Here is a 15,285-nt window from a genome sequence, read left to right on the forward strand (position 1 = left end):
GTTGAGTGGGTTACTGTTTTTTAATCCAGTATCTGTATTTTTGAACAGTTTTTGGAGGGATGCAAGTGGCAGCTGCAAGAAAAATCGTCGTTATGGGCACCGGCGGCACGATTGCGGGCTCTTCCGCGGTGCAAGGCGCGAACGTGGGCTACACGGCCGGGCAGATCGGCGTGGAGCAATTGCTGGCCGCGGTGCCCGGGCTGGTGCAGGCCGCGGGCGGCGCGCTGGTGGCCGAACAGGTGGTGCAGCTGGACAGCAAGGACATGGGCTTTGACGCGTGGGCGCGCCTGGCCGGTCGTTGCGCCGCACACCTGGCCGACCCGGCCGTGGCCGGCGTCGTCATCACCCACGGCACGGATACGCTGGAGGAAACCGCCTGGCTGCTGCACAACCTGCTCGATACCACCGCCAAGCCGGCGGTACTGACCTGTGCCATGCGTCCGGCCACGGCGCTCGCGCCGGACGGGCCGCAGAACCTGCTGGATGCCGTCACGCTGGCGGCCGATCCCTCAGCGCGGGGGGTTCTGATGGCGGCCGCTGGCGTGGTGCATGGGGCACGCGAGGTGAGCAAGGTGCACCCGCTGCGGCTGGACGCGTTCGACTCCGGCGATGCCGGGCCTCTGGGCTGGATGGAAGCGGGGCGCGTGCGCTGGGCCCGCGGCCTTGCGCCGCAGGTGGAACAGCCCGCGCATGGCGCGCTGGTGCCGATCCTGCCAGATGCCGCCTGGCCACGCGTGGAAATTGTTCTCAGCCACGCCGGCGCGGATGGCGCGTTGGTGGACTGGCTGGTGGAGAAGGGCGTGCACGGCCTCGTGGTGGCCGCCACCGGCAATGGCACGCTGCACCATGCGCTGGAGGCCGCGCTCGCGCGTGCCGTGGAGGCCGGGGTGCAGGTGCGCGTGGCTTCGCGCTGCCCGCAGGGGCGGATGATGGACCTGACGGGCACGCCCTGGCGCGATGCGGATGGGCTGAGCCCCGTGAAGGCGCGGGTCAGCCTGGTGCTGGAGTTGATGCAGTCCGCTAATTCATAAGCACCGTCATGGGCCGAGGCGCTTGCCTGGGCACACAGCACAACGCCCCGCGTTGCGGGGCGTTGGCGGGAGCCGGCGGCGGGTTCGTCAGCTCGACAGCGCCGTCAGGGCGCGCTGGGTGATTTCCTCGACGCTGCCGGTGCCTTGAATGGCACGGTACTTGGGCGCGTTGGCGGGATCGGTCTTGGCCCAGCTGGAGTAATAGTCCACCAGCGGGCGGGTCTGGTCGCTGTAGACCTGCAGGCGCTTCTTGACGGTTTCTTCCTTGTCGTCCTCGCGCTGTACCAGGGGCTCGCCCGTCACGTCGTCCTTGCCTTCGACCTTGGGCGGGTTGAACTTCACGTGGTAGGTGCGGCCCGAAGCCGGGTGGGAGCGGCGGCCGCTCATGCGCTCGATGATGGCGTCGAACGGCACGTCGATCTCCAGCACATAGTCGAGCTTCACGCCCGCGGCTTTCATGGCGTCTGCCTGGGGGATGGTGCGTGGGAATCCGTCGAACAGGAAACCCTGGGCGCAGTCGGGCTCGGCGATGCGCTCCTTCACCAGGTTGATGATCAGGTCGTCGCTGACGAGCTGGCCCGCATCCATGACGGCCTTGGCCTGCAGGCCCAGGGGCGTGCCGGCCTTGACGGCGGCGCGCAGCATGTCGCCGGTGGAGATCTGTGGGATGCCGAATTTCTGGCAGATGAACGCGGCCTGCGTACCCTTTCCGGCGCCGGGAGCGCCGAGCAGAATCAGTCTCATGGATGTCCTCTAGTGTTTTGAAATCAGCGGGCACGCTTGCCGTCGGCGCGCCAGCGCGGGACAGGTGCTCTTGTTGCGAACAAGGATAGCACGCGGGCCATGCGCCAAGCTGACGACCGCGCTAGCCGCCCAGGAGGGTGCGCACGCGCTCCAGGTCGGCTGGCGTGTCCACGCCCGCACCGGGTGCGCTGCCGGTCACGTGCACGGCGATGCGGTGGCCGTGCCAGAGGGCGCGCAGCTGCTCCAGCGCTTCCAGTTGCTCGGTCGGCGCCGCTGGCAGCTGTGGAAACCGGCGCAGAAAGCCTGCCCGGTAGCTGTAGATGCCGATGTGCCGCAGCGGTGCGAAACCCACGGGCACCCCCGATTGGCCCGGCTGCCACCAGAGGCTGCCCGGCGCGTGGTCGCGTGCATGGGGGATGGGGGCGCGGCTGAAGTAGTGCGCGAGGCCCTGCGCGTCCAGCACCACCTTCACCACGTTGGGGTTCGCAAAGTCCTCCGCGCTGTCGATGGCGTGCGCGGCGGTGCCCATGCTGGCATCGCCGCGCGCATGCAGCAGTGCGGCCACGGCGTCGATCAGCCGTGGGTCGATGAGGGGCTCATCACCCTGTACGTTCACCACAATGTCTTCGCCCGCCAGGCCCAGCAGCTCGCAGGCCTCGGCCAGGCGATCGCTGCCGCTGGCGTGGTCGGCGCGCGTCAGCAGAGCCTGCACCCCGTGCGCCTGGCAGGCCTGGACGATGCGCGCGTCGTCCGCCGCGACCACGCAGCGCTGGGCGCCGCTCTGGCTGGCGCGGCGGGCCACATGCACCACCATGGGCAGCCCGGCGATATCGGCCAAGGGCTTGTTGGGCAGGCGGGTGGAGGCCAGGCGCGCCGGTATCAGCACCGTGAACGGTGCGGCGCGACTCACTGTTCCAGCTCCTCGTCGCTCAAGGGGCGGGCCTCGTTTTCCAGCAGCACGGGAATGCCGTCGCGCACGGGATAGGCCAGCCGCGCGCTGCGCGAGATGAGTTCCTGGCGTTCGCGGTCGTAGGTCAGCGGGCCCTTGGTGACGGGGCAGACCAGCAGTTCAAGCAGTTTGGGATCCATGGTGTTCCTCAATGGCCGGACGATGATAGCGACGCCAGGCGGGCGTCGAGCGCGTCGAAGAAGGCCGGCGGGATCCGCACGGCCAGCGGCACGGCCAGCGCGTCCGGGTGCGCGGGCCAGAGCTTGACGGCGTCTTTTTCGGTACAAATCAGCCGTAAGCGCTTATCTGGCGGGCGCTGCCAGCTACAAAAATCATAGTGATCGGGCAGTGCTTCCTCGCTCTCGGGCTGAAGGCCCCTCGCGTGCAGCATCGCAAAAAAGTCGTGCGGCCGGGCGATCGCCGCGAGTGCGTGCGACGGTTCGCCCTGCAATTGCTCCAGCGGCAGGTGCTGCCCGCTGGCATTCACGGCATGGGCGGCGAGTTCACGTGACAGCGCGAATTGCGGCGCGCCCCCACCGGGCGGGGAGCCGGCGTGGAGCACCAGGTCCACCGCGCGCGGCCAGGGCTCGCGCAGCGGGCCGGCGGGCAGCAGCCAGCCGTTGCCGGCGCCTTCGTCGTTGAAGACGCAGACTTCCAGGTCGCGCGCCAGGGCCAGGTGCTGCAGGCCGTCGTCACAAACCAGGATGTTGGTGGCGGGGTGGGCGGCCAGCAGCGCGCGCCCTGCCTGGGCACGCCTGCGCGCCACGAAGACCGGGACGCCGCTGGCGCGGGCGATGAGCAGCGGCTCGTCGCCCACCTCGGCCGCGCTGCTGGCGGGCAGCACTTCGCGGCAGTCTGCGGTGGCGCGGCCGTATCCCCGCGAGATGACGCCCGGCCGCCAGCCGCGGGCCTGCAGGTGGCGCACCATGGCCAGGGTCACGGGCGTTTTGCCGGCGCCGCCGGCGATCACGTTGCCGACCACGATGACGGGCACGGGCAGTCGCTCGCTGCGCAGCAGACCCGTGCGATAGAGCGCGCGGCGCAGCGCCGTGAGCACGCCGTACAGCAGCGACAGCGGCCACAGCGCCAGGGCCAGCGCGCCACGGTGCTGCCAGGCGCCGCGCAGCCGCTCGGCCAGGGGGACGGGCGGCCGGGCGCGGCCATCGGCGCAGGCTTACTTGCCGGCCGTGGCCGACGACTGGGTGGCAAAGGTGATCTGCGACAGGCCCACGCGGCGCGCGGCCTCCATCACCGTGACCACGGACTGGTGGGGGGCCGATGCGTCGGCGCTGATGATGACCACGCTGTTCGGCCCCGCAGTGGCGGCATCGGCCAGCGCCCGCGCCACCTGGTCGACCTGCCGGCCCTCCAGCGTGGTCTTGTTGATGGCGTAGCGTCCGTCGGCGGCCACGGCCACGATGACTTCCTTGGGGTGGTCGCGCAACTGCTGAGCGTCCGCTACGGGCAGGGTGAGCTGCAGCTCGGTGAACTTGCTGTAGGTGGTGGTCAGCATCAGGAAGATGAGGATCACCAACAGCACGTCGATGAAGGGGATCAGGTTGATCTCCGGTTCTTCCTTTTGGCGGGGGCGAAAGTTCATGGCGAAACGTGCCTCTGTGCGCTGGCGCCGCTCACTTGCGCAGGCGGTTGATGTGCCGCACGAATTGTTCGGACGCCAGTTCCAGCGTCAACAGGTAGGCGTCCACGCGGCTGCGGAAGTAGCGCCAGAAGATCAGCGCCGGGATGGCCACGATCAGGCCGAAGGCGGTGTTGTACAGCGCAATGGAGATGCCGTGCGCCAGTTGCGCGGGGTTGCCGCCGCCGGTCGCGCCCACGGCGCCCGTGCCGGCCTGGGAGCCGAAGATCTCGATCATGCCGATCACCGTGCCCAGCAGGCCCAGCAGCGGTGCGGCCGAGGCGATGGTGGCCAGGGCGTTGAGGTACTTCTCCAGCCGGTGGGCGACGGCGCGGCCGGCACCCTCCATGGCGGCGCGCACGTCGGCCTCGGTGCTCTGGGGGTTGCTGTTGAGCGTGCGCAGGCCGCTGGCCAGCACTTCGCCCAGGGCCGAGTTCTGCGCCAGCTGGTTCACCACGTCGGGCGAGGGAATGGACTTGGAGGAGACCGAGATAGCCTCGTCCAGCAGCTTCGGGGGGGCCACACGGGCGGTCTTCAGTGCGACGAAGCGCTCAAAAACCAGCGCCAGCGCCAGGATGGAACAGGCAATCAGGGGCCAGATCGGCCAGCCCGCGGCTTGTATGATCGACAGCAATTCTCACTCCGCTCACGTAAAAAGCAGCGGGGATTATGGCGCACCTTCCAACCCGGCCTTTGGGCGCATCGTCTGCTTTACGCCACCCCTGTTCGGAGCACAGGGCCGGGGCACGTAGAGTCGCCGGGGAGACTCACATTTTCTGTGGATAACTTTGTGGGAAACCACGTGCATACCCGTCGCGAAGCGGCGCCGTTACGTGGTTTGCTTAGTTTGATGAAAAACTGCGCATCAAAAAAACCTTTGAAATCAATGGGTTGCACGTACTCTTGTGGTATGGGGCCGGGTTGGCGCATGGCCTTCCGCCGTGGCGCCGGATGCCCGGATCTGTGGACTAGTGCACCGGCCCGGTGCGCGTACAAGCGTGGAGCGGCCTGTGTTTGAGCGTGCAGATACAGGCGTGGCGCCGCGAATCTGGGAGGTTGGCGCGTTATGCCGCGCCATTGCTGATGCGCTGGAGGCGCGGTTCAATCCTGTCGCGGTGCGCGGGGAGATCACGGGCTTCTCGCGCGCGTCCAGCGGGCACTGCTACTTCACGCTGAAGGATGGAAATGGTCAGATCCGCTGCGCCATGTTCCGCCGTGCGGCGGGCGTGCTGGATTTCACCCCGCGCGACGGCGAACTGGTCGAAGTGCGCGGCCGGCTGGGCGTGTACGAGGCACGCGGCGACCTGCAGCTCATCGTCGACAGCCTGCAGCGCGCGGGGCAGGGGGCGCTGTTCGAGCAGTTCATGCGCCTCAAGGCGCAACTGGAGGCCGAAGGCCTGTTCGACGCGGCGCGCAAGCGCGCGCTGCCGGCCATGCCGCGCGGCATCGGCGTGGTCACGTCGCCGGGCGCTGCAGCACTGCATGACGTGGTGACGGCACTGCGCCGGCGCGTGCCGCACATTCCCGTGGTGCTGGTGCCGGCCCTGGTACAGGGGGCGCAGGCGCCGGCATCGATTGCCGAAGCGCTATCAAAAATGTATCTGCTTGCGCAGGAGGGGCGGGCGCTGGGCGGTGATTTGGCTATGAATGCCGGGGCGCCGCCAGCCATCGATGTGATCCTGCTGGTGCGCGGCGGTGGCTCCATCGAAGACCTGTGGGCGTTCAATGACGAGCGCGTGGCCCGCGCCATCGTGCAGAGCCCGGTGCCGCTGGTCAGCGGCGTCGGGCATGAGACCGACTTCACCATCGCCGACTTCTGCGCCGACCTGCGTGCGCCCACGCCCACGGCCGCCGCCGAGTTGGTGGCACAGCCGCGTGCCGTGTGGCTGGGGGCACTCGACCTGCTGGCGCAACGGCTGGCCGACGGCGTACAGCGCCAGGTGGACCTGCGGCACCAACGGCTGGACCAGACGGCCCAGCGGCTGGGCCGGCCTTCGGGTTTCGTGGGGCGGCAGCAATTGCGGCTGAGCGGCCTGGAACAGCGCCTGCGCCACGGATTGCTATTGAAAACGCAGCGGCTTGCGCATGCGGGGCAAGCGCTGCAGGGTCATTTTCCTCAAATCGTGCAGCGCAGCCTGGTGCAGCGCAGAGAGCGCCTGGAGCGCGCGGCGCTGCGGTTGCAACTGCTGGATCCGCGCCTGGTGCTGCAGCGCGGCTATGCCTTGCTGACCGATGCGCAGGGGCAACCCGTGACGCGCCCCGCCCAGGTGCGCCTGGGCGACGCCGTGCATGCCCAGTTGGCCGAGGGTGAACTGGACCTGACGGTATCGCAGCGCCGCTTGCTGTGAACGGCGTGGGTCAATCCCGTACCAGAGGGCAGGAGTCGCCGCCCGCCTACAGCGGCGAGTGCTATTACTTTCCTACAATGCCCGTTGCTTCGCCGCGCCCTGGTGGCCGCGATCTCCCCCATCCCAACCCACGAAGGACTTGACCATGGAACATACCCTGCCTCCGCTGCCCTACGCGATTGATGCCCTGGCCCCGCACTACAGCCAGGAAACGCTGGAATACCACCACGGCAAGCACCACAACGCCTACGTGGTGAACCTGAACAACCTGCAAAAGGGCACCGAGTTCGAGAACATGACGCTGGAGGAGATCGTCAAGAAGTCGTCCGGCGGTATCTACAACAACGCCGCGCAGATCTGGAACCACACCTTCTTCTGGAACTGCATGGCCCCCAACGGCGGTGGCGAGCCCAGCGGCGCCCTGGCCCAGGCGATCCATGCCAAGTGGGGCAGCTACGCCGCGTTCAAGGAAGCGTTCGTGAAGAGCGCCGTGGGCAACTTCGGCTCCGGCTGGACCTGGCTGGTCAAGAAGGCCGACGGTACGGTGGACATCGTGAACACCGGCGCCGCCGGCACGCCGCTGACCACGGCCGACAAGGCGCTGCTGACGGTGGACGTGTGGGAACACGCCTATTACATCGACTACCGCAACCTGCGTCCCAAGTTCGTCGAGACCTTCCTGGACAAGCTGGTGAACTGGAAGTTCGCCGAAGCCAACTTCGCCTGAGCCGAAAGCGCACGCCGCGCCCTGCGGCGTTGAGCGACCCAAAGACAAACGGCCCGCAGAGGAATCTGCGGGCCGTTTTTTCGTCTGGCTTGACGGCCCGGGCGGCGGCCTCATTGGGTACGGCCTCCCTGGGTAATTTGGCAGCGGGACGACAGTCTTGTAGAAGACTTGCAAAAAAAAGTGCCAGTTCCCCTGTCAATTTTTTGCAATGCGATATTCGATTGCAAATTACACGATTTCCGCGCAACGACTCGCGCACAATCCGGACTGTCACATCGGATGACTGCGCGCGAGGCCGCGGACCGGCGGCGCAAGACCTCTGTTTTGTTTACCTGAGAGACGAGATGAGCACCCAGAAACCCACCATCATCTATACCCTGACCGACGAGGCTCCCCGCCTGGCCACGGCCTCCTTCCTGCCCATCGTGCGCAGCTTCGCGTCGGTGGCCGGTATCGAAGTGGCCGAGAGCGACATTTCCCTGGCGGCGCGCGTCCTGGGTGAGTTCCCTGACTTCCTGACGCCCGAGCAGCGCGTACCCAATACGCTGGCTGAACTGGGCAAGAAGACGCTCGAGCCCGACGTCAACATCATCAAGCTGCCCAATATCAGCGCGTCCGTGGCGCAGTTGATCGCCGCCATCAAGGAACTGCAAGGCAAGGGCTACAACCTGCCCGACTACCCCGAGAACCCCACCACCGACGAGGAAAAGGCCATCAAGGCCCGCTATGGCAAATGCCTGGGCTCGTCCGTGAACCCGGTGCTGCGCGAGGGCAACTCCGACCGCCGCGCGCCTGCCGCGGTGAAGAACTACGCCAAGAAGCACCCGCACTCCATGGGCGAGTGGAAGCAGTGGTCCCAGACGCATGTGTCCCACATGCACGAGGGCGACTTCTATCATGGCGAAAAGTCCCTGACCCTGGACAAGGCCCGCGACGTAAAGATGGTGCTGGAGACGAAGTCCGGCAAGACCGTCGTGCTGAAGGAAAAGGTCGCGCTCAAGGACGGCGAGATCATCGACTCCATGTTCATGAGCAAGAAGGCCCTGTGCGCCTTCTACGAGAAGGAACTGGCCGACTGCAAGGAAGCCGGCATCCTGTTCTCGCTGCACGTGAAGGCCACGATGATGAAGGTCTCGCACCCGATCGTGTTCGGTCACTGCGTGAAGATCTACTACAAGGAAGCCTTCGAGAAGCACGGCGCGCTGTTTGACGAGCTGGGCATCAACGTCAACAACGGCATGGCCACGTTGTACGAGAAGATCGAGACGCTGCCGGCCTCCAAGCGCGAAGAGATCATCCGCGACCTGCACGCCTGCCAGGAGCACCGTCCGGCGCTGGCCATGGTGGACTCCGCCAAGGGCATCACCAACTTCCACTCGCCCAACGACATCATCGTGGACGCCTCCATGCCCGCCATGATCCGCCAGGGCGGCAAGATGTGGGGCGCCGACGGCAAGCCTTACGACTGCAAGGCCGTGATGCCCGAGTCGACCTTCGCCCGTATCTACCAGGAGATGATCAACTTCTGCAAGTGGCACGGCAACTTCGACCCGCGCACCATGGGCACCGTGCCCAACGTGGGCCTGATGGCGCAGAAGGCCGAGGAATACGGCTCCCACGACAAGACCTTCGAGATCGCCGAAGACGGCGTGGCCAACATCGTGGACATCGCCACGGGTGAAGTGCTGCTGTCGCAGAACGTGGAAACCGGCGACATCTGGCGTATGTGCCAGGTCAAGGACGCTGCGATCCGCGACTGGGTGAAGCTGGCCGTGACCCGCGCGCGCAACTCCGGCATGCCCGCCGTGTTCTGGCTGGACCCCTATCGCCCGCACGAGAACGAGCTGATCAAGAAGGTCGAGAAGTACCTGAAGGACCACGACACTACCGGCCTCAACATCCAGATCATGAGCCAGGTGCGAGCGATGCGCTTCACGCTGGAGCGCGTGGCGCGCGGCCTGGACACCATCTCGGTGACCGGCAACATCCTGCGCGACTACCTGACCGACCTGTTCCCGATCATGGAACTGGGCACTTCCGCCAAGATGCTGTCCATCGTGCCCCTGATGGCCGGCGGCGGCATGTACGAGACGGGCGCGGGCGGCTCCGCTCCCAAGCACGTGCAGCAGCTGCTCGAAGAGAACTACCTGCGCTGGGACTCGCTGGGGGAATTCCTGGCGCTGGCCGTGTCGCTGGAAGACCTGGGCCTGAAGGAAAACAACCCCCGCGCCAAGCTGCTGGCCAAGACGCTGGACCAGGCTACCGGCAAGCTGCTGGACGAGAACAAGTCGCCCTCGCGCAAGGTGGGCGAGATCGACAACCGCGGCAGCCAGTTCTATCTGTCGCTGTACTGGGCCCAGGCCCTGGCCGCGCAGTCCGAGGACGCCGCGCTGGCCGCCAAGTTCGCTCCGTTGGCCAAGACCCTGGCCGATAACGAGGCCAAGATCGTCGAGGAACTGCGCGTGGTGCAGGGCAAGCCCGCCGACATCGGTGGCTACTACCTGCCCGATCTGTCCAAGCTGGACGCCGTGATGCGCCCCAGCGCCACGTTCAACGCGGCCATCGCAGCGCTCGCCTGACGGAGCACCGGCCGGGTGTCATCCTGGCCGTCACCGGCCTTCCCGCAAGGGGAGGCCGGTTTCTTTTTGCACGGCCTTTGGGTGGGGTGGACCCTCGCAATCGCGGACAGGGATGCTATGAAAAATGAAGCTCTTCGCGCTTGATACGCAATGGTTTCAAGGTAAATATCTCATGAAATCCTTGCGGGAAAAGCGCTGCCAGCTCCTGAATAAATAGCGCGCTACCGCTGCGTGAACGGTCTTCCGCTGAGCCTGCTGCCCGCCTTCAGTCCGCGCTTGGCGAACCAGCCCTGGTTCATCTCCAGCACGAAGCGCACCGGCCGCTTGGAGCAGTGCGATTCTTCGGACAGCGGCTGCATGTCCACCAGGTTCACGATGGTGCCGTCGTCGGCCACGAAGGCCGCGGTGAGCGGCAGCAGCGTATTGCGCATCCAGAAGCATTGCGTGGCCGGCTGCTCGAAGACGAACAGCATGCCCTCGTGCATGGGCATGTCGCGGCGGTGCATCAGGCCGACTTGGCGCTCCTGCGGCGCGGTGGCGACCTGGGCGTCGATGCGGTGCATGCCGGCCTGCAACTCCACGCGCGGCAGGTTCATTTGCGGAACACCCTGCGCCGCTGCGGCTGCGCACAGGCCTAAGGCCACGCCGTATGCCAGCAGGGGAGACAGAAAGCTGCGCAGCAAGCGCGCGATGGGCATGGCAGGTGCGGTGAGCGAAAACATGGGCATGGAAGACATGGGTTGGCAGGGGCAATGCGGAACCCTGAGCGTAGCAGGCAACAAAAAGCCCGCCGAAGCGGGCTGTTCAGCAGTGGCCGCGGCGATCAGGCGGCCGTCTTGCTTCGCTTGGCGGTCTTCTTGGCGACCTTGGCGCTCTTGTGCTTGGCGGGCGCCATGGCGTGGTGGTTGCGCAGCTTGGCGGGTTTGGTGGCGGCGGCCGGAGCCGGTGCGGCGGCCGCAGGGGCGGCCGTGTCGGGGGCGGCCACAACGGCCGGGGTGGCGGGAACTGCTGGCGTGGCAGGGGTCGATTGCGCGAAGGCCCCCGTTGCGAGCAGACCGCCGGCCAGGATAGCGAGGAGTTTTTTCATATGTGCCAATTCCTTGGAAGGGTCGGTATACCGGTATACGCCAGGCGGCCAGGCCGCATGGCACGGATGCGTGCGTCGGCCGCGGAGCCTGTTGCACGCCCTGTCTCAACGGCTTCCCGGAGCGCGCGTTGACAGCGACCCTTCGCGGGGCATCATGCCGGGCCGACATGCGCTGCGGGGCGGGCCACCCTGCAGCCTTGCCCTAGAATCTTTGGGCGCCGTTCCTGCGCGAGCAGCCCGCCGCCTTGCGCACGCACCTACAGGAGACCTTCTTCATGACCAGCTACCAGCACATCCAGATTCCGCCCCAGGGCCAGAAGATCACCGTCAACGCCGACATGTCGCTGAACGTGCCCCACCAGCCCATCATCCCGTTCATCGAGGGCGATGGCACGGGCATGGACATCACGCCCGTGATGCTCAAGGTGGTGGATGCGGCTGTGGCAAAGTCTTATGGCGGGCAGCGCAAGATCCATTGGATGGAGGTGTATGCCGGCGAGAAGTCCACCAAGGTCTATGGCCCCGACGTGTGGCTGCCCGAAGAGACGCTGCACGCCGTGCGCGACTACGTGGTTTCCATCAAGGGGCCGCTCACCACGCCCGTGGGCGGCGGCATCCGTTCGCTGAACGTGGCGCTGCGCCAGGAGCTGGACCTGTACGTCTGCCTGCGCCCAGTGCGCTACTTCAAGGGCGTGCCTTCGCCGGTGCGTGAGCCCGAGAAGACCAACATGGTCATCTTTCGCGAGAACTCCGAAGACATCTATGCCGGCATCGAGTTCGAGGCCGAGTCGGACAAGGCCAAGAAGCTCATCAAGTTCTTGCAGGAGGAGTTCGGCGTCAAGAAGATCCGCTTTCCTGAGACGTCGGGCATCGGGGTCAAGCCGGTGTCGCGCGAGGGCACGCAGCGCCTGGTGCGCAAAGCCATCCAGTACGCCATCGACAATGACCGGCCCAGCGTGACCCTGGTGCACAAGGGCAACATCATGAAGTTCACCGAAGGGGGCTTTCGTGACTGGGGCTATGAACTGGCAGCCCAGGAATTTGGCGCGCAGCTGATCGACGGCGGCCCGTGGATGCGCATCAAGAATCCCCGCACCGGCAAGGACATCACCATCAAGGACAGCATCGCCGACGCCTTCCTGCAGCAGATCCTGCTGCGCCCGGCCGAGTACAGCGTGATCGCCACGCTGAACCTGAATGGCGACTACATCTCCGACGCATTGGCGGCGCAGGTGGGCGGCATCGGCATCGCCCCGGGTGCCAACCTGTCCGACAGCGTGGCGATGTTCGAGGCCACCCATGGCACGGCCCCCAAGTACGCGGGAAAGGACTATGTCAACCCGGGCTCCGAGATCCTCTCGGCCGAGATGATGTTGCGCCACATGGGCTGGACCGAGGCGGCCGACCTGATCATCAGTTCCATGGAGAAGGCCATCCAGAGCAAGAAGGTGACCTATGACTTTGCGCGCCTCATGGACGGGGCCACGCAGGTGAGCTGCTCGGGCTTCGGGCAGGTGATGATCGACCACATGTAAGCGCCCCGCCAACCACGGGTGCGTGACTGGGCCCGCCGCTGGTCGGCGGGTTTTTTTGCCCTAGCGCAAGGTCAGCGCCCAGCAAAAAGGCCATCCCAACAGATGCTGGAATGGCCTTGAATGGCTCCTCAACCTGGGCTCGAACCAGGGACCTACGGATTAACAGTCCGGCGCTCTACCGACTGAGTAACCGTCTTCGAAGTCAAGCGCAATGAAGCGACTTGTCCCAAGGTTTTCCAGTGCGCACAATGGCGTTGAGCGTGGTGAGCAACTTGCGCATGCAAGCGACCAGGGCGACCTTGGGCAACTTGCCAGCGGCCTTCAGACGCTCGTAGAAGGCCTTGATGGCCGGGTTGTAGCGGGTGGCCGTGAGCGTTGCCATGTACAGCACGCGGCGGATCTCGAAGCGCCCGCCTTGTACGCGCCGCCTGCCCTTGCTGCCGCCGGAGTCATTGGCCATGGGCGCCACGCCCACCAATGCAGCGATCTCGCGCCGGTTCAGCCGGCCCAGCTCTGGCAGCTCGGCAATCATCGTGGCACTGGCCACCGGGCCGACTCCCGCAGCCGACTGCAGCAGCGTGTCGAGCTCCCCAAAGTGCTCGCGCACATGCGTGACCATCTGCTCTTCGATCTCATCGAGCTGCGCCTTGATCGCCGCCTCGATGGCCTCGATGCTGGCGTGCAGCTTCTTGGGCGTGATCTGCAGCCGTTGGCGCTCCGAATGGAGCATGGTCAGCAACTGGCGCCTGCGCGTGACCAGGGCCGCGAGCCACTGCTGGCGCTCATCGGCCAGGGGGCGCAAGAAGCGCTGCAGATCGTCGCGGCGCAGCAGCACCGCTGCCAGCTCGGCCAGCGTGCGCGCATCCACCGCGTCGGTCTTGGCCAGGCGTCCCATGGATTTGGCGAAGTCGCGCGCCTGGCGCGGGTTGATGACCGCCACGGGCAGGCCTGTGGCCTGCAGGGCACACGCTAACGCGGCCTCGTAGCCGCCGGTGGCCTCCATCACCACCAGACCCACGTCCAGGGGCTGCAGGGCAGCCGCCAGCGCCGAGTGGCCTTCGGCATCGTTGTCAAACCGCTGGGCGCTGCTCTTGGCACCCAGCACACAGACATCCACGTGCGCCTTGGCCACGTCGATGCCCACCGTCACAGAGGTAACAGACATGATCTTCAGATCCCTTGCTTGTGCATGCGCGCTCAATCAAGGCGCGCGTAACCGTTCGGGCTTCACGAAGACCAGCGCGGCGGCCATGCGTTCTGTACTCAGTCACGGGCTCTATCACCCCAGCGCCTACCAAACTGCACGGGCCGGTCTGGCCGCCTCAACGGCGTTCAGACTCTACCGCGCTGGTCTGGTTTAAAGATACAAGCTATTGAGGAATGATCGGTGCTTGTTTTTGGCAGGCCTTGTGCAATTGCAAGGCTTGGAATTTGGCTCCTCGACCTGGGCTCGAACCAGGGACCTGCGGATTAACAGTCCGTCGCTCTACCGACTGAGCTATCGAGGAACAAGACTTAGATTATATACATAAAAAAGTGCTGCCTTGACGCTGTGCTGTGCAAGGGATGCGAAGGGCAATGTCAGCGCTGCGGCTCAGGGCGAAGCCACAGCCACACCAGTACGCAGGCCATGCTGACCACCGCGCTGATGGACGCCCAGCGCGGGATATGCACCACCCACAGCACCAGCGCGCACAGGGCCATCAGGAAGGTGGCGCTCCACTTCGCATGGCGGCTCACGCGCCCGCCGTTGGCCCAGTTGCGCAGCATGGAGCCGAACAGCGGGTGGAACCACAGCCAGCGGTACAGGCGCGGCGAACTGCGCGCGGCCGCCCAGCCCGCCATGAGGATGAACACCGTACTGGGCAGGCCCGGCACGACGATGCCGATCACCCCCAGCGCCAGGCAGAGTGCGGCAAACACCAGCAAGAGCCAGCGCGCCAGCGCTGGCAGGGGCGCTTGCTCAGGGACGGGCGGCAGTGGCTCGGGCGGCGGGGACATGCCCGCCATTGTGCAGGTGTTGCCGGGCGTTATGCTCCAAGGCAGGGACGCCGCCATGCCTTTCGCCATGCCCTGCGCTTGGCGGCTGCAGCCCGCAGACCCACCATGACCATCCGCACCATCCTGAAGATGGGCGACCCGCGACTGTTGCGGGTCGCCCAACCCGTTACCGCATTCGATACGCCCGCGCTGCACCAACTGGTGAACGACATGCGCGAGACGATGCAGGCCGTGAACGGCGCGGGCCTGGCAGCACCGCAGATCGGGGAGGATTGGCAGGTGGTGATCTTCGGCTCCGGCGAGCGCAACCCGCGCTATCCCGACCGCCCCATCGTGCCGCCCACGGTGCTCATCAATCCCGTGATCACGCCGCTGGGCGCCGAAGAGGAGGACGACTGGGAGGGCTGCCTGTCCGTGCCGGGCCTGCGCGGCAAGGTGCCGCGCTTTGCGCGCATCCACTACCGCGGCGTCGACCTGCTGGGCGCGCCTATCGACCGTGTGGCGGAAGGTTTCCACGCGCGGGTAGTGCAGCACGAGTGCGACCACCTGATCGGCAAGCTCTACCCAATGCGCGTGCGCGATTTCACGCAGTTCGGTTACACGGAGGTGTTGTTTCCGGAGATTGGTGCGGTAGAAGACGATTGAGGG

The 15,285-nt window shown here is 66.2% G+C and carries 16 protein-coding genes and 1 tRNA gene; 6 read left to right on the forward strand and 11 right to left on the reverse strand.

Annotated features, from left to right (window positions below; all coding sequences use genetic code 11):
- Positions 1-59: 59 nt before the first annotated feature.
- The gene (locus HND92_RS08550) at positions 60-1,031 is read left to right on the forward strand and encodes an asparaginase (RefSeq protein ID WP_011805516.1); all 972 of its coding nucleotides are present in this window, start codon (positions 60-62) and stop codon (positions 1,029-1,031) included.
- Positions 1,032-1,118: 87 nt separating this feature from the next.
- On the opposite strand, the gene adk is transcribed toward HND92_RS08550, so the two are convergent.
- The 6 genes from adk to HND92_RS08580 form a co-directional block, all read right to left on the reverse strand.
- Positions 1,119-1,775: an adenylate kinase gene (gene adk, locus HND92_RS08555; RefSeq protein ID WP_011805515.1), complete on the reverse strand. Its 657-nt coding sequence runs from the start codon at positions 1,773-1,775 to the stop codon at positions 1,119-1,121.
- Positions 1,776-1,896: 121 nt separating this feature from the next.
- Entirely contained in the window at positions 1,897-2,685 is a 789-nt protein-coding gene (kdsB, locus tag HND92_RS08560; protein WP_172206738.1) for a 3-deoxy-manno-octulosonate cytidylyltransferase, read from the reverse strand.
- A complete protein-coding gene (locus tag HND92_RS08565) occupies positions 2,682-2,864 on the reverse strand; it encodes a Trm112 family protein (RefSeq protein ID WP_011805513.1) in 183 nt (60 codons plus the stop codon). Before HND92_RS08565 ends, kdsB begins: the two co-directional genes overlap by 4 nt.
- An 8-nt stretch (positions 2,865-2,872) precedes the next feature.
- Positions 2,873-3,862 carry a tetraacyldisaccharide 4'-kinase gene (gene lpxK, locus HND92_RS08570; RefSeq protein WP_172209212.1) on the reverse strand — a complete coding sequence of 330 codons (990 nt, stop codon included), beginning with the start codon at positions 3,860-3,862 and terminating at the stop codon, positions 2,873-2,875.
- Positions 3,863-3,898: 36 nt separating this feature from the next.
- Positions 3,899-4,324: a biopolymer transporter ExbD gene (locus HND92_RS08575; protein ID WP_011805511.1), complete on the reverse strand. Its 426-nt coding sequence runs from the start codon at positions 4,322-4,324 to the stop codon at positions 3,899-3,901.
- Between the two features lie 31 nt (positions 4,325-4,355).
- Positions 4,356-4,994, reverse strand: coding sequence for a MotA/TolQ/ExbB proton channel family protein (locus HND92_RS08580; RefSeq protein WP_011805510.1), 639 nt, complete (start codon positions 4,992-4,994; stop codon positions 4,356-4,358).
- Between the two features lie 376 nt (positions 4,995-5,370).
- On the opposite strand from HND92_RS08580, the gene xseA reads away from it, so the two are divergent.
- The 3 genes from xseA (at position 5,371) to HND92_RS08595 (ending at position 10,014) form a co-directional block, all read left to right on the forward strand.
- Positions 5,371-6,708 (forward strand): exodeoxyribonuclease VII large subunit, encoded by a 1,338-nt coding sequence (gene xseA, locus HND92_RS08585; RefSeq protein WP_172206739.1) that lies wholly within the window; start codon positions 5,371-5,373, stop codon positions 6,706-6,708.
- 145 nt (positions 6,709-6,853) lie between these two features.
- Positions 6,854-7,435: a superoxide dismutase gene (locus HND92_RS08590; RefSeq protein ID WP_135147742.1), complete on the forward strand. Its 582-nt coding sequence runs from the start codon at positions 6,854-6,856 to the stop codon at positions 7,433-7,435.
- A gap of 344 nt (positions 7,436-7,779) precedes the next feature.
- Positions 7,780-10,014, forward strand: a complete 2,235-nt coding sequence (locus tag HND92_RS08595; RefSeq protein ID WP_172206740.1) for an NADP-dependent isocitrate dehydrogenase — start codon at positions 7,780-7,782, stop codon at positions 10,012-10,014.
- A 221-nt stretch (positions 10,015-10,235) separates the two neighbouring features.
- On the opposite strand, the gene HND92_RS08600 is transcribed toward HND92_RS08595, so the two are convergent.
- Both HND92_RS08600 and HND92_RS08605 read right to left on the reverse strand, forming a co-directional pair.
- On the reverse strand, positions 10,236-10,751 hold the full coding sequence (locus tag HND92_RS08600; RefSeq protein WP_370567783.1) for a DUF192 domain-containing protein: 516 nt from the start codon (positions 10,749-10,751) through the stop codon (positions 10,236-10,238).
- Between the two features lie 86 nt (positions 10,752-10,837).
- Entirely contained in the window at positions 10,838-11,101 is a 264-nt protein-coding gene (locus HND92_RS08605) for a hypothetical protein (RefSeq protein WP_172206741.1), read from the reverse strand.
- A 275-nt stretch (positions 11,102-11,376) separates the two neighbouring features.
- Here HND92_RS08605 and icd point away from each other — a divergent pair, with 275 nt between their 5' ends.
- Positions 11,377-12,636, forward strand: coding sequence for an NADP-dependent isocitrate dehydrogenase (gene icd, locus HND92_RS08610; RefSeq protein WP_011805504.1), 1,260 nt, complete (start codon positions 11,377-11,379; stop codon positions 12,634-12,636).
- Between the two features lie 202 nt (positions 12,637-12,838).
- Here icd and HND92_RS08615 read toward each other — a convergent pair whose 3' ends face one another.
- The 3 genes from HND92_RS08615 to HND92_RS08625 all read right to left on the reverse strand — a co-directional run bounded on the left by HND92_RS08615 (position 12,839) and on the right by HND92_RS08625 (position 14,637).
- On the reverse strand, positions 12,839-13,801 hold the full coding sequence (locus HND92_RS08615) for an IS110 family transposase (RefSeq protein ID WP_371814822.1): 963 nt from the start codon (positions 13,799-13,801) through the stop codon (positions 12,839-12,841).
- 267 nt (positions 13,802-14,068) lie between these two features.
- Positions 14,069-14,144: transfer RNA gene (locus HND92_RS08620), tRNA-Asn, on the reverse strand.
- A gap of 73 nt (positions 14,145-14,217) precedes the next feature.
- Positions 14,218-14,637, reverse strand: coding sequence for a YbaN family protein (locus tag HND92_RS08625; protein WP_015913141.1), 420 nt, complete (start codon positions 14,635-14,637; stop codon positions 14,218-14,220).
- Positions 14,638-14,742: 105 nt separating this feature from the next.
- Between HND92_RS08625 and def the strand changes: the two genes are divergently transcribed.
- A complete protein-coding gene (gene def / locus HND92_RS08630) occupies positions 14,743-15,282 on the forward strand; it encodes a peptide deformylase (protein WP_088886934.1) in 540 nt (179 codons plus the stop codon).
- Positions 15,283-15,285 lie beyond the last annotated feature (3 nt).

Source organism: Diaphorobacter sp. JS3050 (assembly GCF_013154915.1).
GTDB lineage: Bacteria > Pseudomonadota > Gammaproteobacteria > Burkholderiales > Burkholderiaceae_C > Diaphorobacter > Diaphorobacter nitroreducens.